Source organism: uncultured Desulfovibrio sp., from assembly GCF_944324505.1.
Classification (GTDB): Bacteria; Desulfobacterota; Desulfovibrionia; order Desulfovibrionales; family Desulfovibrionaceae; genus Desulfovibrio.
In genome coordinates, this window is sequence record NZ_CALUWO010000006.1 from 88,949 (window position 1) to 107,008 (window position 18,060).

The 18,060-nt window shown below is 61.8% G+C and carries 12 protein-coding genes and 1 tRNA gene; 8 read left to right on the top strand and 5 right to left on the bottom strand.

All coding sequences use genetic code 11. The annotated features are described in order from the left end of the window. Positions 1-51 precede the first annotated feature (51 nt). Positions 52-504: a type III secretion system chaperone gene (locus tag Q0J57_RS07725; RefSeq protein ID WP_297218949.1), complete on the top strand. Its 453-nt coding sequence runs from the start codon at positions 52-54 to the stop codon at positions 502-504. 297 nt (positions 505-801) lie between these two features. On the opposite strand, the gene Q0J57_RS07730 is transcribed toward Q0J57_RS07725, so the two are convergent. Beyond that, positions 802-1,314, bottom strand: coding sequence for a Cd(II)/Pb(II)-responsive transcriptional regulator (locus tag Q0J57_RS07730; protein WP_297218951.1), 513 nt, complete (start codon positions 1,312-1,314; stop codon positions 802-804). A gap of 206 nt (positions 1,315-1,520) precedes the next feature. Between Q0J57_RS07730 and Q0J57_RS07735 the strand changes: the two genes are divergently transcribed. The 7 genes from Q0J57_RS07735 (at position 1,521) to Q0J57_RS07765 (ending at position 13,107) form a co-directional block, all read left to right on the top strand. Further along, entirely contained in the window at positions 1,521-3,134 is a 1,614-nt protein-coding gene (locus tag Q0J57_RS07735; protein ID WP_297218953.1) for a sigma 54-interacting transcriptional regulator, read from the top strand. A 474-nt stretch (positions 3,135-3,608) separates the two neighbouring features. Continuing rightward, positions 3,609-5,774 (top strand): glutamine synthetase III, encoded by a 2,166-nt coding sequence (locus tag Q0J57_RS07740; RefSeq protein ID WP_297218955.1) that lies wholly within the window; start codon positions 3,609-3,611, stop codon positions 5,772-5,774. A 58-nt stretch (positions 5,775-5,832) separates the two neighbouring features. Next, complete coding sequence (dapF, locus tag Q0J57_RS07745; protein ID WP_297218957.1) at positions 5,833-6,708, top strand: diaminopimelate epimerase; 876 nt, start codon at positions 5,833-5,835, stop codon at positions 6,706-6,708. After that, positions 6,705-7,928, top strand: coding sequence for an LL-diaminopimelate aminotransferase (locus tag Q0J57_RS07750; RefSeq protein WP_297218959.1), 1,224 nt, complete (start codon positions 6,705-6,707; stop codon positions 7,926-7,928). Before dapF ends, Q0J57_RS07750 begins: the two co-directional genes overlap by 4 nt. 125 nt (positions 7,929-8,053) lie before the next feature. Further along, complete coding sequence (locus tag Q0J57_RS07755) at positions 8,054-9,160, top strand: glutamate synthase (protein ID WP_297218961.1); 1,107 nt, start codon at positions 8,054-8,056, stop codon at positions 9,158-9,160. Beyond that, positions 9,148-10,779: a glutamate synthase-related protein gene (locus Q0J57_RS07760; RefSeq protein WP_297218963.1), complete on the top strand. Its 1,632-nt coding sequence runs from the start codon at positions 9,148-9,150 to the stop codon at positions 10,777-10,779. The genes Q0J57_RS07755 and Q0J57_RS07760 overlap by 13 nt, the downstream gene beginning before the upstream one ends. 15 nt (positions 10,780-10,794) lie before the next feature. Beyond that, entirely contained in the window at positions 10,795-13,107 is a 2,313-nt protein-coding gene (locus tag Q0J57_RS07765; RefSeq protein ID WP_297218965.1) for an FAD-dependent oxidoreductase, read from the top strand. A gap of 380 nt (positions 13,108-13,487) precedes the next feature. On the opposite strand, the gene Q0J57_RS07770 is transcribed toward Q0J57_RS07765, so the two are convergent. The 4 genes from Q0J57_RS07770 to Q0J57_RS07785 form a co-directional block, all read right to left on the bottom strand. Continuing rightward, positions 13,488-14,843, bottom strand: a complete 1,356-nt coding sequence (locus Q0J57_RS07770) for a sodium:alanine symporter family protein (RefSeq protein ID WP_297218967.1) — start codon at positions 14,841-14,843, stop codon at positions 13,488-13,490. A 373-nt stretch (positions 14,844-15,216) separates the two neighbouring features. Further along, complete coding sequence (cimA, locus tag Q0J57_RS07775) at positions 15,217-16,830, bottom strand: citramalate synthase (RefSeq protein ID WP_297218969.1); 1,614 nt, start codon at positions 16,828-16,830, stop codon at positions 15,217-15,219. Positions 16,831-17,032: 202 nt separating this feature from the next. Continuing rightward, positions 17,033-17,110 (bottom strand) — tRNA-Pro (locus Q0J57_RS07780). A 56-nt stretch (positions 17,111-17,166) separates the two neighbouring features. Beyond that, positions 17,167-17,964 (bottom strand): RNA methyltransferase, encoded by a 798-nt coding sequence (locus tag Q0J57_RS07785; protein WP_297218971.1) that lies wholly within the window; start codon positions 17,962-17,964, stop codon positions 17,167-17,169. Between the last annotated feature and the right edge of the window lie 96 nt (positions 17,965-18,060).

Sequence of the window (18,060 nt, forward strand, 5' to 3'; positions counted from 1 at the left end):
TGCGGGGGGGCCTGCGGCTCCCCCTGTTCATTCCCCACGAAGGAGACCCACATGGAACTTGCCGCACTGCTGGCCGAACTGGGCAATGCACTGGGCATCGACGACCTTGGCCTTGATGCCGACGGACAGTGCGCCCTGCTTTTTGACGGAGAGCATACCATCACCTTCACCCCTGACAGCGAGGACCATTCCCTCATCCTGCACAGCGAGGTGGGCAAACTCTCTCCCCAGGACGACGCGCTCTGCCGCACCCTGCTGGAAGCCTCCCTGCTGGGCGCCCAGACAGGCGGAGCGGCCTTTGCCATTCATCCAGAACTGGATGCCATCATCCTCTGGAAACGCCATGATGCGCAGTTTGCCGATATGAACAGCCTGCAACAGGCCCTGCAGGCCTTTCTGGCGCAGGTTATCCACTGGAAGCAGCGCCTTGCCCGGCAGGAACCTGCCCCATCTTCCGGCAGCACCACGGACGCGGGGCTGCCGTCCTTCGGCCTGATGGTGTAACACCCCCAGGGGCAGACGCATGCTCCGGCTCTCCGCGCTGCGGTGAGCCGCGGCGTGCCTGCGCCCTGTCGCGCTTTTGCCCCCTGGCATGGCCCGGCGCACGCAATGGCGCACCTTCCCGGCGAGGGCACGCATGCCAACGGCGGCAGAAACATGCCGGAAGGCTTTTTCACGGCTGCGCGTTCTGGCCCGTGTCTGTTACGGGCTGGCAGAAGGACCTGCCGCCGGTGCTGTGCGTCATGACGACATCCGGCAGCCAGGCACCACACGACACCGCACGCGCTGCTGTCCGCCCTGTCAGCCGTTCTGCTCCCGGGGCGTTTTCTGGCCCTTCCTGACGGCCGGGATATGCGCGCCCTGAACCGCTCCCTGAACAGGCCGAGCGCTGGCCAGACGGGCGCAGTGCGGGCAGTTTCCTGCCGTGTCCAGCGATTTCAGAATGCCGCAATTTTCCCCCTGCCCCCCCTCGCAGCTGTGCAGCAGGGTCTGAAGGTGTTCCTTGAGGTGTTGCAGCGCGGCAATCTGCTCGTCCACCCTGGCAATATGCTCCGCCACCAGACCGTTGATCCAGCTGCAATTGGCCACGGGCTTGTCCCGAAAGGCCAGCAGGGCGCGTATTTCGTCCAGCTCCATGCCGTGCTGGCGGCAGTGCCGTATGAAGCGCAGGCGTTCCAGGTCCTTTTCGCCATACTGCCGGTAATTGCCCGCCGTGCGCTCTGGCGCCGGCAGCAGCCCTTCCCGTTCGTAATAGCGGATGGTTACCGGCTTGCAGCCGGTTATTCTGGCAAGCTCGCCAATTTTATAGTTCATGACATTTCCTCCGCAGAGACGCCCGCATGACCCGTCATGCTGTCCCGGAACCGTTCCGGCCTTGCGGCAGATGCTGCCGCGACGGTCTGTTTTCTGCATCATGCTCTCTTTACCTTGAGGATTTCCACAGGAAGGTCAAGCCTGCCTGGCGTGTCCATCCGCCCTGCCATCTTGTCTCTCGTGCCGGCTTGCCGTATGACATATTCATGACTACGGATTCTCACACTGCCACGGATACTGTCCGGCACAGCGGCGATGAAGGCCGCCTTGCCGCCGAAGACCAGCTGAGTCTGCTGCTGGAACTTACCCGCCTGCTCGGCGACACCCAGAACATACGCCAGGCCCTGGACAAGGCACTGGAGCTGATGTCGCGCCAGCTGCATCTCATGCGGGGCAGCATCACCCTGGTTTCGCCCGTCACCGGTGAAATCCGCATCGAGGCCGCGGTGGGCCTGAAGGCCTCGGAACGTTCGCGCGGGCGCTATGTTCCCGGCGAAGGCATCACCGGGCGCGTCATCCAGAGCGGCGAACCCATGTATATTTCCAATGTGTCCCAGGAGCCGCTTTTTCTGAACCGCACGCGCTCCCGCGATCTGAACAAGGAAGCCATCTCCTTCATCTGCGTGCCCATCAAGCTCAATACCCAGGTGGTGGGCGCCCTGTCGGTGGATCATCTGCTGACTGATACGGCCAGCCTGGAAGAAGAAGTGCGCCTGCTGGATATCGTGGCGGCCCTGCTGGCTCATGTGGCCCTGGAAAATCAGCGGCACATGGATGATGAGGAAGGCGTAGCCCGGCGTATTCCCGGCATTGTGGGCAATACGGCAATCATGCAGCACATCTATTCGCAGATCGAGCAGGTGGCCCCCTCGTCCACCACCGTGGTGCTGTACGGCGAATCCGGCACAGGCAAGGAACTGGCCGCCCGCGCCATCCATGCCGCCAGCGGCCGGGCGGGGAGGCCCTTTGTTTCCCTGAACTGTGCCGCCCTGCCGGAAAATCTCATTGAAAGCGAGATGTTCGGCCATGAAAAGGGCGCCTTCACCGGTGCCAACTCCACACGCAAGGGGCGCTTTGAACTGGCCGACGGCGGAACCCTCTTTCTGGATGAAGTGGGAGAGCTGAGCCTGGTCACCCAGGCAAAGCTGCTGCGCGTCTTGCAGGAACGCAGCTTTGAGCGCCTGGGCGGCACCGAAACCCTGCATGTGGACACGCGCATCGTGGCGGCCACCAATCGCGATCTGGAAAAAATGGTGGCCGCGGGGCAGTTCCGTCGCGACCTTTTCTACCGCCTCAATGTCTTTCCCATCATCCTGCCTCCCCTGCGGGAGCGCCGCGAGGATATTCTGCCCCTGGCCCAGCATTTCATCCGCAAGTTTGCCCGCCTGAACGGACACGAGGATGTGCGGCTCTCGCTGGCGGTCATGGACATGCTGCAACGCTATGACTGGCCCGGCAATATCCGCGAGCTAGAAAACACCATGGAGCGTGCCGTCCTGCTGCTGGGGCATTCCGACCTGATCCTGCCGCAGCATCTGCCCGCGGCCCTGCACAGCGAGCACTGTGCCGTGCATGCCGGCAGCCGCCTGGATGCACCGGCATGCCCTGTGCTTTCCGTTTCCCTGCAGGATCGCCTCAACGAGCTGGAACGGGCCTGCATTGTGGAAGCCATGCGGGCCACCGGCGGGCAGATGGGCAAGGCCGCTGCCCGGCTGGGACTGACCGAGCGCATCATGGGCCTGCGCCTCAAGAAGTATGGCCTGAGCTACAAGGATTTTCGGATGCCACATGGCGAATCCGACACTTCCACGGAATCGTAGATTTTTTATATCAAAAATATTTCAGTATGTTATTGCTGTATTCAAGCAAATTCCCCATGTCGCGGCCTGTTCTCTCGGCCAAAAAATGACATTTTTGTACTTTTGCTGCATGCGGCTGTTTTTCCCTGTGCATACCCGCAAAATGTGCCCAAACGTCCGGGACAGGGTGCTGTTTCCGGCATGAAGCAGGATTTTTTCCCATCAGAATGCCGTGCCAACAGATGCGGGCAGGGAGCTGCCGGCGTTTACCCCCTCGTGTGCGGCCATGGCAGGCTTTTCCTGGTTGTTCGGGCAAACAAGGAAAGCCTTTTTTCTACAAAATGGTGTAAAATTGTCAGACAATTCCCTATATCATACATAGGTTTTATATATATCTAACTAAAATTACAAAATTTTTTAATTTTGGCACGTGTGATGCAGATAAAGAGACAACAACGCGTTCTTCACGCAGACTGTTTCCATCTGGAGGATCACATGAGCGAATCTCGCAGCACAGCCGTCCTTTCCGCCCTGGCCGCCACCATTCCCGCGGAACAGGGCAATCTGCCTGAATTCGGCAGTAATGTTTTCGGCTTGGAAGCCATGCGCAAACGTCTTCCCCGCGATGTCTTCCAAAAGCTGGCCGACATCATCCGCAGCGGCGGGCGTCTTGATCCCGCCATTGCCGATGTGGTGGCCAATGCCATGAAGGATTGGGCCATCGAACAGGGGGCCACCCACTATACCCACTGGTTCCAGCCCATGACCGGTCAGACGGCGGAAAAGCATGATGCCTTTCTGTCGCCCCTGTCCGATGGTCATGTGCTGAGCGAATTTTCTGGCAAGATGCTCATCAGCGGCGAGCCCGATGCCTCTTCCTTCCCCTCTGGCGGGCTGCGTTCCACCTTTGAGGCCCGCGGCTATACCGCCTGGGACCCCTCGGTGCCGGTGTTCATCATCCGCGGCCCCTATTCGGCCACCCTGCACATCCCCACCTTTTTCTATTCCTACTCCGGTGAAGCGCTGGACCGCAAAATTCCGCTGATGCGCTCCCTGGAAGCCCTGTCGCGTCAGGCCGTGCGCATGCTGCGCCTCTTCGGCAATACCAATGTGACTGCCGTGCGGGCCATGGTGGGGCCGGAACAGGAATACTTCCTCGTTGACAGCCGCCTGGCTGCCCTGCGCCCGGACATCATGCTCACGGGCCGTACGCTGCTGGGTTCTCCCTCCCCCAAGGGGCAGGAAATGGAGGACCACTATTTCGGCGCCATTCCGGCCAGGGTCATGAGCTTCATGCAGGATGTGGAACGCGAACTGCTGGCCCTGGGCATTCCCGTCAAGACCCGTCACAATGAAGTGGCCCCCGGTCAGTTTGAACTGGCTCCCATTTACGAAGAAGCCAACCTGGCCTGCGACCACAACATGCTGACCATGAATATGCTGCGGCATCTGGCCGCGCGCCATGGCTTTGTGTGCCTGCTGCATGAAAAGCCCTTTGCCGGCGTCAACGGCAGCGGCAAGCATAACAACTGGTCCCTGTGTTCCTCCGACGGGCAGAATCTGCTCAACCCCGGCTCCACCCCGCAGGACAACGCCCAGTTCCTCGTCTTCCTGGTGGCGACCATCCGCGCCGTCCATCAGCATGCCACGGCGCTGCGCCTGGGAACCATCGGCGCCGGCAATGACCATCGTCTGGGCGCCAACGAAGCGCCGCCGGCCATTCTGTCCGTCTACCTGGGCGATGAGCTGACGGCCGTACTGGAAAGCATGGCCAACGGCACCCCCCTGAAGACGCATGGCGGCGGCTTCATGGAAATCGGCGTGTCCAGCCTGCCGCCCCTGCCCCGCGACAGCACCGACCGTAACCGCACCAGCCCCTTTGCCTTCACGGGCAACAAGTTTGAATTCCGGGCCACGGGGTCCTCGCAGTCGGTGGCTCCTGTCAACATCGCCCTCAACGCGGCCGTTGCCTGCGTGCTGGACGATATGGCCACGGAAATGGAAAACCGCATGGCGCAGGGCGAAACCCTCAATGCTGTCCTGCAGGATATGCTGCCCCGCCTCATCCGTGAAGACATGCCCGTTGTTTTCAATGGCAACGGCTACTCCGCCGACTGGCCGGAAGAAGCTGCCCGCCGCGGTCTGCCCAACCATACCGACACGGTGGCCGCGCTGGAACACTACAGCGATCCTGCGGTGATGGATGTCTTCCGTCGGCACGGCATCCTCAATGAACGGGAAATGCTTGCCCGCCAGGAAATCCTGCTGGAACACTACGTTCATGCCATCACCATCGAGGCCCGTACCCTGCGTGACATGGTGAACCGCCAGGTTCTGCCGGTGGCGCGTCAGGCCCAGAAGGATGCCGCCGTGCTGGTGCGTGAAACCCAGGCCCTGGTGCAGGATTGCGAATCGGAAATGGCCCTCTTCCGCACCCTGCGCAAGCACGTTACGGGTCTTGCCGAAGGGGTCTCCACCCTGGAAGCCGCGCTGGAAATGGCCATGGGTGGTCAGACGGCCCACGAACAGGCCGTGCGCGCCCGGGACAGCATCATCCCGGCCATGCTGCTCTGCCGTGAGCATGCCGATGCGCTGGAACAGCTGGTCAACGATGTCGACTGGCCCCTTCCGCGCTATGCGGAACTGCTCTGGGTTCATTAGGAAAACCGGCTGCCCGGCCATGGAAGCGGCCGGGCAGCCGTAAAGGAAATCTTCATCCATGTCTTCAGCCATCGCCTTTACCAAAATGCACGGCCTGGGCAACGATTACGTGTATATCAACGGATTTGACGAACAAATTCCCGATCCCGGGGCGCTGGCCGTGCGCCTCAGTGAACGGCATCGCGGCATCGGTTCCGATGGGCTGGTGCTGGTACTGCCCTCGTCCAAAGCGGATGTGCGTATGCGTATGTTCAATCCTGATGGAAGCGAAGCGGAAATGTGCGGCAATGCCATTCGCTGCGTGGGCAAGTACGCTGCCGAGCATGGGCTGGTAAAGGGTGACAGCATCCTCGTTGAAACTGCTGCCGGCCTGCGCACGGTCAGCCTGCTGCGCAAGGACGGACACATCGAGGGGGCCACGGTGGACATGGGTGCCCCCGTGCTCACTCCGGCGGATATTCCGGTCCTGCTTCCCCAGGGCATGGAAAATGCTCAACGCTTCCTGCGTGTTCCCCTGGACATTGCGGGACAGACGTTCGAGGTAACCGCCGTTTCCATGGGCAACCCGCATGCCGTGGTCATTCTGCCCACGCTCGACGGGCTGGAACTCTCCCTTCTGGGTCCGGCGCTGGAATGTCACCCTCTCTTCCCGCGCCGGACCAACGCCGAATTCGTGGAGGTTCTTTCACCCACCCATGTACGCATGCGCGTGTGGGAACGTGGCACAGGGGAAACACAGGCCTGCGGCACCGGCGCCTGTGCCGTTGCCGCAGCCTGTGTACTCAACGGCCGCACCGGACGTGAAGTGGATGTGGACCTGCCGGGAGGTACCCTGCACATCCGCTGGGATGAAGAAACAGACCATATTTTCATGACCGGGCCGGCTCAACGTGTCTTTGACGGTGTGTACTACTGCCAGGAGTCTCTTGCATGATCTGCATTAATCCCAATCTTCCCCTGCTGCCGGGAAGTTATCTGTTCACGGACATTGCCCACCGTGTGGCAGCCTATCGTGCCGCGCATCCTGATGTGCGCGTCATCAGTCTGGGCATCGGCGATGTAACCCGCCCCCTGGCTCCTTCCGTCATCGCCGCCCTGCACAAGGCCACCGATGAAATGGCCCAGCAGTCCACCTTCCATGGCTACGGCCCTGAACGCGGCTACCCCTTCCTGCGCAAGGCCATTGTGGAAACGGAATTTGCGCCGCGCGGCGTGCACCTGGACATGGACGAAATTTTCATCAGTGATGGCTCCAAGTGCGATCTGGCCAATTTCCAGGAGCTGTTTGCCGCGGACAGCCGTATCGCCGTAAGCGATCCCGTCTATCCCGTGGGGGTGGACAGCAATGCCATGGCCGGACGTGCCGGAACCTTTGACGGCCAGCGCTGGAGCAAGCTCCTCTACCTGCCCTGCACCCGTGACAACGGCTTTATTCCCGAACCTCCCCGGGAACAGGCCGATGTCATCTACCTGTGCTCGCCCAACAATCCCACGGGCACGGCCATGAGCCGCGAGGCCCTGACCCGCTGGGTCGAGTATGCGCATACGCATGGCAGCCTGCTGCTCTTTGATGCGGCCTATGAGGCCTTCATCACCGATCCCGAGGTGCCCCACTCCATCTATGAGGTGGACGGCGCCCGCGAAGTGGCCGTGGAAATGCGCAGCTTTTCCAAGAGTGCCGGCTTTACGGGGCTGCGCTGCGCCTATGTGGTGGTCCCTCGTGAACTCTGCATCGGCGATGGCAAGGAAGGCAAGGTTGCGCTCAATGCCTTCTGGAACCGGCGCCAGACCACCAAATACAACGGCTGCCCCTATATCGTGCAGCGGGCTGCCGAAGCTGCCTGCACCCCCCAGGGCCGGGAAGAAGGCATGCAGGCCATCCGGGTCTATCAGCGCAATGCCCGCCTGCTGTCCCAGGCCATGCGCGACAGGGGCCTGGATGTGTACGGTGGCCAGAACGCCCCCTATCTGTGGGTATCGGTGCCTGCGGGCAGCACGTCGTGGCAGTTTTTTGATATGCTTCTGGAAAAGGCGGGGCTGGTCTGCACGCCCGGCGTCGGCTTCGGCGCCTGTGGCGAAGGTTTTATCCGCCTTACATCTTTTGGTACACCTGAAGATACGGATGAAGCCATCCGCCGGCTGAGCACACTCTGATCTCCCAGAGCGGAGATTTTACAGGACAGGCGTGTCTCGCGGACATGCCGCAGATTCAGGGCACCGGCTCTCTTGCCGTCGGTGCCCATTCCGGCGCAAAGCGCAAAACTCCAACGGAGAATACCATGTGCAGAATAGGATCCATCAAAAGTACAACGCCCGTGCCACCGTCCACGGCCTTGCATCTCATGCTGCCACAGCAGGAAGGGCACGATAATTCGGGCTTTGCCATGGTCATGCAGGACCTGGAAGGCGTGTTTGCCCATTACAAGGACAAGCCGCTGCTTTCCATGGCCTGTACGCCGCGCGGCGTGCAGCTGGTCAACGAATACATGGAACACAAGGGCTTTGTGCAGGCTGCCCAGTGGGTGCCGGAAGTGGACCGCCGCCCCGGCCTGAGCATCAGCGCCATGCCCCGTTACGTCTTCCGCAACTACGACTATCCCGAAGTCTATCGCTACCGTTCCCAGGAAGAACGGGAAGAACTGCTGGTGGATACGCGGCTGGCCCTGCGCGCCCTGCTGGAAGAGGACAACAACGGCTTTGTGTACTCCTTCTGGCCTGATGTGCTGACGCTCAAGGAAATCGGTGATCCGGCCGACATTGCCACCTATTTTGGCCTCTGGAATGACGATGGCCGCCTTATGGCGCGCAATATTGTGGCCCAGTGCCGCCAGAACACCAACTACGAAATCGTGCGCTATGCCGCCCATCCCTTCTTCCTGCAGGGCTACACGCTCTGTGCCAACGGCGAAAATACCTTCTTCACCAAGAACAAGGAATTTCAGCGCTCCCTGCACCGCGGCTACATCGGCTTTGAATCCGACTCGCAGAACTTCCTCTACACGCTGCATTATGTGCTGCATGAGCTGAAGTGGCCTCTGCCCTACTACAAGCACGTCATTACGCCCCTGCCCTTTGCCGAAGCCGAGCAGCGCCCTGACCATGAGGTGCTGGCCCTGCTGCGCCAGACCCTGTGCCATCTGGAAATCAATGGCCCCAACGCCATCATTGCTCTGCTGCCTGACGGCCGCATGATCACCTGCTGCGATGCCAAGAAGCTGCGGCCCGTGGTGGTGGGCCGGCAGGATGACATGCTGGCCATTGCTTCCGAAGTGTGCGGCCTCAATGCCGTGCTGCCGAACCGGGACAGCACGCGGGACATCTACCCCGGCGAACGGGAAATGGTCATCATCGACAATGATCTGGAGGTGCAGCAATGGAAGCAGTAAAGACACAGGACCTGGGCCTCAATGACCTGCGCTGGAAAATAGAGTACCAGCCGGAGCGCTGCACCCTGTGCGGCTCCTGCGTTGCCGCCTGTACCTTCGGTGCCATTGAGGTGGGCATGCGCCGCCAGCGCAGCGTCACCACCCATGAAGTCTTTCCCACGCCTGTGGAACATTACGAAGCCCGTCCGGTCATTCGCCAGAAGGCCAAGCTCTCCAATGCCTGCACCGGCTGCGGCATGTGCGAAAAAATCTGCCCCAATCAGGCCATCCGCCCGGTACGCAATGTGGACCAACGTGTGTCCCTGCTGGCACGCACGCATGGTCCCCAGAAGCGCGGCGGGCGCAACGGTCTTGACACCCAGCGCAGCCTGGATGCCATCGTGGTGGGGCGCATCAGCCAGATGACCGACCCTGCCCTGGATGCCGAACGGCACACCTTTGATATCCGTGCCCCTCTGGGGCGTGTGGTGCTGGCCAAGGACCTGCCCCTCACGGTCCAGGGCAATCAGCTGACCCTTTCCGGCCATACCCCGCCCGTGCGCTGGATATACCCGCTCATCTTCAGCGACATGAGCATCGGCGCCCTTTCCACCCGTGCCTGGGAAGCCATTGCCCTGGCCACGGCCTACCTTAACGAAGTCTGCGGCATGCCGGTGCGCATGTGTTCCGGCGAAGGCGGCCTGCCGGTACGCCTGCTGGAATCGGATCAGCTGCGCTACATGATTCTGCAGATCGCCTCCGGGCACTTCGGCTGGAACCGCATCATCCGGGCCATGCCGCACATGAAGTGCGATCCGGCCGGTGTGCTCATCAAGATCGGCCAGGGCGCCAAGCCCGGCGACGGCGGCCTGCTGCCCGCCGCCAAGGTGGCGCCGCACATTCAGGCCATCCGCGGGGTACCCAAGACCACCCTGCATTCCCCGCCGAACCATCAGGGCCTTTATTCCATCGAAGAATCCGTGCAGAAGATGCACCTTTCGCTCAATGCGGCCTTCGGCTTCCGTGTTCCCGTGGCCATCAAGTGTGCGGCTTCGGCCACCTCGGTTTCGGTATACAACAACCTTCTGCGCGACCCCTACAAAATCTGCGGTGGGTTCTTCATCGACGGTCTGCAGGGGGGCACGGGCGCGGCCAACGAAATCTCCCTGGATCACACCGGGCATCCCGTGGTCTCCAAGCTGCGCGACTGCTACCTGGCCGCCGTGCGCCAGGGCCTGCAGGGACAGATTCCGCTCTGGGCCGGCGGCGGCATGGGCATGAGCGGCAATGCCGCAGCCGATGCCTTCAAGATGATCTGCCTGGGGGCCAACGGCGTCTTCATGGGCAAGATGATCATCCAGCTGCTGGGCTGTGTGGGCAATGAGCAGGGCCGCTGCAACGGCTGTTCCTCCGGGCGCTGCCCCACGGGCATCTGCACGCAGGATGCGCGCCTCATGCGCCGTCTGGATGTGGACAAGGGCGCACAGAGCATTGTGGACTACATGCTCACCTTCGACAACGAACTGCGCATGCTCATGGCGCCTGTGGGGAACAGCTCCCTGCCGGTGGGCCGTTCCGACGCCCTGGTTTCCCTGGACAAGGCCGTGGCCGATACCCTGCAAATTCCCTACGCCTGCTGATTCTGGAGGAAGACCATGCTCTATATATCGACCCTGCAGGAACACGACCGCCTCTCCACCCAGAACCTGCTGCTGCAAATCGAGCAGGCCGTGCGGAACGGCGAGACGGATTTTCATATTGATGCCACCGGCCAGCACGATATCGGCGGTCCGCTCTGGAATGCGGACGGCAAGCCCTTGCACTTTCTTGTCAGCAATCCTGGCCAGCGCGTGGGCTCCATGTGCATGCCGGGAACGGAAGTCGTTGTGGAAGGGCCGGCGCCTGCCGACGTGGGCTGGCTCAATGCCGGCGGCCAGATCACCGTGCGCGGTGATGCCGGTGATACGGCCGGCCATTGCGCTGCCAGCGGCTGTATCTATATTGGCGGGCGCGCGGGAACGCGTTCCGGATCGCTCATGAAGCATGACCCGCAGTATCCGGCACCGGAACTGTGGATCCTGAAAAGCGTGGGCAGTTTCTCCTTTGAATTCATGGGTGGCGGTACGGCCGTCATCTGCGGCTATGACTGTGATGCCCTGGACAGCGTGCTGGGCGAACGTCCCTGCGTCGGCATGGTGGGCGGCGTGGTCTACGTGCGCGGCCATGTGCCCGTTCTTCCCCCGGATGTGACCCTGAAGGAACTGGAAGAAAGCGACAAGGACTTTCTGGCTCAGGGCCTGCCCCGCTTTCTTGACGCCGTCCGGCACAGCGACCTGCGCGCCTCCCTGGAAGACTGGAGCCACTGGCACAAGATTGTGCCTGTGCCCCATGTAGACCATCATGCCAACATGCCCGCCATGGAAACCTTCCGTCGGGAAAAGTGGGTGCCGGGCGGCATCTTTGGCGACGTCTTCCCGGATGATCTGGGGGTGCAGGGCCTGGTGGCCCATGCCGAAGGGCGCCTGCGCGTCCCGCACTGGGACAATGCCCGGCACGCCTCTCCCTGCGAGGATGCCTGCCCGGCGCATATTCCCAGCCAGCAGCGCTTCAATCTGCTGCGGAAGGGACGCACCAACGAGGCGCTGGAACTGATCCTGCGCTACAGCCCCTTCCCCTCCAGCGTCTGCGGCCGGGTCTGCCCCAATCTCTGCATGCAGTCCTGCTCCCGCTGCCAGCTGGACGAAGCCGTCCAGATCGGCCCGCTGGGGCTGGAATCCCTGGACCTGCCGGCGCCCAAGCCGGCACCGTCCACCGGCAAGCATGTTGCGGTCATCGGCGGCGGTGTGGGCGGCCTCAGTGCAGCCTGGCAGCTGGCGCTGCGTGGCCATGATGTCACGGTCTATGAAGCGGACCAGCGCATGGGCGGCAAGCTGGAACAGGTCATTCCCCGCGAACGCCTGGAACACAGCCTGCTGGAACGGGAACTGGCCCGCATCGAGTCCCTTGGTGTGCATTTCCGTCCTGGTGTGCGGGTGGATGCCGATCTCTTTGCCCGCCTGCGGAAGGAAAATGATGCCGTTATCGTGGCCGTGGGGGGACACAAGCCGCGCATCTTCCCCTGGCCGGGCTGTGAACGCATCGTTCCCGGCATTGACTTTCTCAAGGCCATCAACCGCGGGGAACATCCTGCCGTGCCGGAACGTGTCATTATCATTGGTTGCGGCAACGCGGGCATGGATGCCGCGGCCGGCGCCTATGCCATGGGCGCACGGGAAGTCACCTGCGTGGACGTGCAGAAGCCCGCGGCCTTTGCCGCGGAAATGGACCACATCCGCAGCCTAGGCGGACGCCTGCTCTGGCCGGTCAGGACCACTGCCGTTACGGAAAAGGGTCTTGTGACCGACGATGGCACGCTCATCGAAGGAGATATGGTCATCATCACCGTGGGCGAAAGCCCGGATACCTCCTTCCTGCCTGACGATGCTCCCCGCTTCCGCGACTGGCTCAAGCCGGCGGCCGACGGGCGCATCATGGAAGGGGTCTATGCCGTGGGGGACGTGGTGCGTCCCGGCCTGCTGGTGCAGGCCATCGGTTCCGGGGCTGACGTGGCCCAGCATGTGGATGCCTATCTGCGGCAGGAAGAAGAGCCGGCTGCCGCGCCCCGCACGCGCCAGCCGCTGCAGGGGCTGCACCTGGAAGCCTTTGCCCCCTTCCGGCATGAAGATCTGCCCGCGGCGCGGCAGGACGCTCTCCGCTGCATCAGCTGCGGCACGTGCCGGGATTGCAGCATGTGCCTGCATGCCTGTCCGGAAGGCGCCATCAGCCGCACAGAAGAAAATGGTCAGATTGTCTACGCCTCCGATCCGCAACGCTGTATCGGCTGCGGCATCTGCGCCGGCGTCTGCCCCTGCGGTATCTGGTATATGACAGACAATACGCCCTACCCGGCGCCGGGAGAACAGGGCTAACCGCCCCCGCTCCCGTATGCTCCTCCTTCAGCCCCTGCGTGCAGGGGCTTTTTTTGTGGCCGCGTCCCTCCGTCCCGCTGGTGGCGCCAGTCACCTCTGTCCTCCCCAAAAGAGCTTTCTCTACCCGACGTGCCCCGCACGGCAACGTGCGCTCAGGCGTGCAGCGTGCCCATGCCGGGGCTGGCAGCGGAGAACGCGGTCCTTCGGGCATGTTGGGGCGGGCGCATGCCCTGCGGGGGCCGTGCAGCGCCCTTTGCAAGACAATGACGTGCGGTACCGCCTGTCCACAAAAGGCGCCGCTTCTGTTTTACGCACGTCACCATATGCAAAAAGCCCCCGCAGCAGCGGGGGCTTTTGTACAGCGGGAAAAGCGGACAGCCTTACTTGCAGAAGGGCTGCTTTTCAAAGTCTTCCAGCGCCTTGCTCACGACCTTGGCAAGACCGATAAGGGCAATAAGGTTGGGGAAGGCCATAAGACCATTGAACAGGTCTGCCAGTTCCCACACCAGATTCACCTTGAGCAGCGCCCCCATGACGATGAAGATCATGACCACGAAGCGGTACGGCGTCACCGCCCTGGTGCCAAAGAGATACTTGACGTTCTGCTCGGCAAAGAAGTACCAGCCCACAATGGTGGAGAAGGCAAAGAACAGCAGGCAGATGGCCACGAACTTGACGCCAAAGCTGCCAAGACCGGAGGCAAAGGCCTTCTGAGTCAGGGCAATGCCCGTGGTCTGTCCATCGATGGAGCCGGTGACAAAGATGACCATGGCGGTCATGTTCAGCACGATGAAGGTATCGATGAACACGCTGACAATACCCATAAGGCCCTGCTGGGCGGGGAACTGCACCTTGGCCACAGCATGGGCATGGGGGGTGGAACCCATACCGGCTTCGTTGGAGAACAGGCCGCGGGCCACACCGTAGCGGATGGCTTCCTTGACACTGGCGCCGATGATGCCGCCCGTGGCCGCCGCAGGATCAAAGGCCCCCACAAAGATCATCTTGAAGGCCGGAATAATCTGGTCGGCAAAGCTGATGACCACCACCAGGCCGCCCACCACATAGAGCAGGGCCATGAGCGGTACGATCTTTTCCGTCACAGAAGCGATGCGGCCAATGCCGCCAAAGAAGACAAAGGCGCCACAGGCGGCAATGATCACGCCCATGAGCAGCGGCGGTACATCAAAGGCCGTGTTGAAGGCATCCGCAATGGAATTGGACTGCACCATATTGCCGATGCAGCCCAGGGCAATGATGATGGATACCGAGAAGAAGACCGCCAGCTTGTGGCTGCCGAGACCCTGGGAGATATAGTAGGCCGGGCCGCCGGTAATGTGGCCGGCATCGTCCCGGGTGCGGTAAATCTGGGCCAGAACGGCTTCGGCAAAAATGGTGGCCATACCGAAGAAGGCGGCAAGCCACATCCAGAAGATGGCGCCCGGTCCCCCCATGGCAATGGCCGTGGCCGCACCGGCCAGGTTACCCGTGCCCACCTGTGCGGCAATGGCCGTAGCCACGGACTGGAAGGAACTCATGCCATGCTTGTCGGCGCGTTCCCCCCGCAGAGAAAGCCCGCCGAACAGCATGCGCACGGCCATGCCGAAACGACGGATCTGAACGAATCTCAGCCGGATGGTAAAATAGATACCCACACCGCACAGCAGCGGTATCAGGCAGTACATACCCCACACAAAGCTGTTGATGTTGGCAACAAATTTGGTCAGTTCTTCCATTGTATCCCCCTAGAAACCACTCGCGCACCGGCTTTTCGGCAAGAGAACCCTGTGCTCATCCGTCGTCTGGCAGGATGCGGCGAAAATGCTTCCGGCAGCCACACTATCTTCCCGTCCGTGCACCGCACAGCGCCCGGAACGGGACATATCCCCTATGGTTGTCAGAAATTTATTTGTACGTTTTTCCTAGTAAACCGTATCACGGAAAAAGTCTACGGGGTAAAGGGGTTGAGAAATATTTCTCTGCCGTACTGTCTGGTCGCGGACGTTGCGCCGGATGCGCCGGCGCTCCCCGCTACCTGGAAAAACAAAGGGGCATGCACCCACATGGCACATGCCCCTTTGCCGCAAAACAACAGCGCTGGCGAACGACTTAGACTTCGCGCCGGCGTTCGTCCTCGTCACGATACAGCTTGTACACCACCGAATCCGCCAGCGCCTGCCAGCTGGCCTCAATGATGTCATGCGAAACGCCCACCGTCACCCAGGTGCGCTTGGCATCCCCGGATTCGATGAGCACGCGCACCACAGAGGCCGTGCCCCCGGCGCTGTCTGCCGTCAGCACGCGCACCTTGAAGTCCAGAAGACGCATTTCTTCCAGACGGGGATAAAAGGGCAGCAGCGCCTTGCGCAGGGCAATATCCAGCGCATTGACCGGGCCATTGCCCGTGGCGGCGCGATGCTCCACCGAGCCTTCCACTTCCACCATGACGGTGGCCTCATCCATGTTCTGTTCAACATTGGCGCCGCGCAGGGAACTGACGTGGTAGCGGACCAGGCGGAAGAAATCCCGCACCCCGCGTCGGGCCAGCTTGCGCAGGATGAGCAGCTCCACGCTGGCTTCCGCCGTGGCATAGTCATAGCCCAGGCTGGTACGTTTTTTCAGCTCGTTGAACAGGCCCTTGACCACCGGTTCGTCCTTGTCCAGATGGAAGCCGAAGCGCTTGGCCATGGACACGATATTGCTGCGTCCGGCCAGCTCCGTAATGAGAATGCGCTGATGGTTGCCCACACTTTCCGGCTGGATATGCTCATACAGCGAGGAGCAGCGGTTGACCGCGCTGGCATGCACCCCGCCCTTGTGCGCAAAGGCAGAACGCCCCACAAAGGGCTGCCGGCGGAAGGGCTTGAGATTGGCCACCTCGTAAAACCAGGCGGACAGGGCGCACAGCTGGGTCAGGCGTTCATCGGCCGGTTCGGGCAGGCAGCGCAGGCCGCTCTTGAGCTGTAGAACCGGGATGATGGAACACAGGTTGGCATTGCCACAGCGTTCGCCCACGCCATTGAGCGTTCCCTGCACCATTTCCGCCCCGGCCTGCACGGCTGCCAGCGTATTGGCCACGGCCATTTCGCAGTCATTGTGTGCATGGATGCCCAGGCGGACATCCGGCAGCGCCGCATGCAGTGCCGTAACAATGCTGTGTACTTCCTGGGGCAGCGTGCCGCCATTGGTATCGCACAGGGTGCTCACCAGGGCGCCGGCCTCGTGCGCCGTACGAATGATGGCCGTGGCGTAGTCGGGATTGCGCTTGTAGCCGTCAAAGAAATGTTCCGCATCAAAGTGGACTTCGGGCATGAACTTGCAGAGATAGGCAATGGAATCCCTGATGATTTCCAGGTTCCTCTCCGGCGAGACATTGAGCGCCTCACGGGCATGCCGCTCACAGGATTTGCCGAAAAGTGTCGCCACCGTTACCCCGGAATGAATCAGCGCATTGAGGTTGGCGTCGGTTTCCGGCGTTCTGTTGGGATGATGCGTGCTGCCAAAGGCGGTAATACGGGAGGTTTTCAGGTGATAGCTGGCAATCTCCCGGAAAAATTCCTCATCCACCGGATTGGACCCCGGCCAGCCTCCCTCGATATAGGCAATGCCGAATTCGTCCAGGCGCAGTGCAATCTTGATCTTGTCAGCCGTGGAGAGGCTGACATCCTCTGCCTGTGTGCCGTCCCGGAGCGTCGTATCGTAGAGTATGATGTCTCGTGCCATGCTGCCCTGTTTCCCCATGGGTTTCGGCTGGCAGTGTGCGCAACCTGCGCACAAGCAACGTCCGCCACCCGGCGCCAGCCTTCTGCCGGTGGCGGAACGCTTTTCTTTTTTTCACGGTCAGCCCGCCTGGTCAAGACCTGTGCCCGGCCGCGGCGCTGCCAATGAAAAAGGGGTCACGCTTTCGCATGACCCCTGAATTCTCTGGTCGGGATGGCGCGATTTGAACGCGCGGCCTCAGCGTCCCGAACGCTGCGCTCTAGCCAAACTGAGCCACATCCCGTTGCGAAGAAGACAGTATACCAGCTGCCGGCGACAGGCAAGCACTTTTTTGCTTCTTCAGGACTTTTTCTCGTCGGCGTCATGGCGCGCGGCAGAGCTGCCGGCGTCCGCCGCCCGTTCCAGGGCACGGCGCACCTGACGGCACATGCCCATGAGGGCATCATATTCGTGCCGCCGCAGGCGGGCACGCCCCAGCAGACGGCGCCAGGGCATGAGAAAATACTCGGGATTATCGCCGTGCAGATAATCGATGCGCAGCAGCATGTCGCGCAGGGAAGCCATGAGGCGTTCCTGATCTTCGGCCGAGGCCAGCTGCCCCTGGCTGCCATCTTCCCGGGGCCGTGCCGCATGCTCCTGCCGCCGCACAGCCGAGGCGCATTCATAAAGCAGAAGCAGTACAGCCTGCGCCAGATTGAGGGAGCTGGCCTCCTGCGCCGTGGGAATGGTCACCAGACGGTGACAGTGGGTAATGGCCGCATTGTCCAGCCCTCTGTCTTCCGGGCCGAACACCAGGCTCACCCGCCCCCCTGCCGCCAGGCAGGCCGCCACCTCGCGGGCGCAGTCCTCCGGCGTGAGCATGGCCTGCCGCCAGCCGCCCCGCCGGGCCGTTGTGCCCACCACCAGCGCGGCCTGCGCCACGGCATCTTCCACGCTGGGGCATACGCTGATGCTGTCCAGCAGGGGCTGGCCCTTGGGCGTGGCCAGAGGTTCGGCCTTCTGGCGAATCCAGCGCTCCGGCGTCACCAGCGTAATGTGGTCGCAGCCCATGTTGGCACAGGCCCTGGCCGCCATGCCGATGTTTTCCGGAAAGCGGGTATTGACCAGCACCACATCCAATCCCTGCAAGATAGCCATGCGTTCCCCGAAATGCACCGGCGCACACGCCGGCACAGCGATCTGTCATTTGGAAAGGCGGGAGTCGTTTCCCGCCAGCATGAGGAGAGCGTCCCC

Bases quoted from the DNA above. Each gene is read 5' to 3' on its own strand.
- Q0J57_RS07765 (WP_297218965.1), top strand. From the start codon at position 10,795: ATGCTCTATATATCGACCCTGCAGGAACACGACCGCCTCTCCACCCAG.
- Q0J57_RS07735 (WP_297218953.1), top strand. From the start codon at position 1,521: ATGACTACGGATTCTCACACTGCCACGGATACTGTCCGGCACAGCGGC.
- Q0J57_RS07770 (WP_297218967.1), bottom strand. From the start codon at position 14,843: ATGGAAGAACTGACCAAATTTGTTGCCAACATCAACAGCTTTGTGTGG.
- Q0J57_RS07785 (WP_297218971.1), bottom strand. From the start codon at position 17,964: ATGGCTATCTTGCAGGGATTGGATGTGGTGCTGGTCAATACCCGCTTT.
- Q0J57_RS07760 (WP_297218963.1), top strand. From the start codon at position 9,148: ATGGAAGCAGTAAAGACACAGGACCTGGGCCTCAATGACCTGCGCTGG.
- Q0J57_RS07730 (WP_297218951.1), bottom strand. From the start codon at position 1,314: ATGAACTATAAAATTGGCGAGCTTGCCAGAATAACCGGCTGCAAGCCG.
- Q0J57_RS07755 (WP_297218961.1), top strand. From the start codon at position 8,054: ATGTGCAGAATAGGATCCATCAAAAGTACAACGCCCGTGCCACCGTCC.
- Q0J57_RS07725 (WP_297218949.1), top strand. From the start codon at position 52: ATGGAACTTGCCGCACTGCTGGCCGAACTGGGCAATGCACTGGGCATC.
- dapF (WP_297218957.1), top strand. From the start codon at position 5,833: ATGTCTTCAGCCATCGCCTTTACCAAAATGCACGGCCTGGGCAACGAT.
- Q0J57_RS07750 (WP_297218959.1), top strand. From the start codon at position 6,705: ATGATCTGCATTAATCCCAATCTTCCCCTGCTGCCGGGAAGTTATCTG.
- Q0J57_RS07740 (WP_297218955.1), top strand. From the start codon at position 3,609: ATGAGCGAATCTCGCAGCACAGCCGTCCTTTCCGCCCTGGCCGCCACC.
- cimA (WP_297218969.1), bottom strand. From the start codon at position 16,830: ATGGCACGAGACATCATACTCTACGATACGACGCTCCGGGACGGCACA.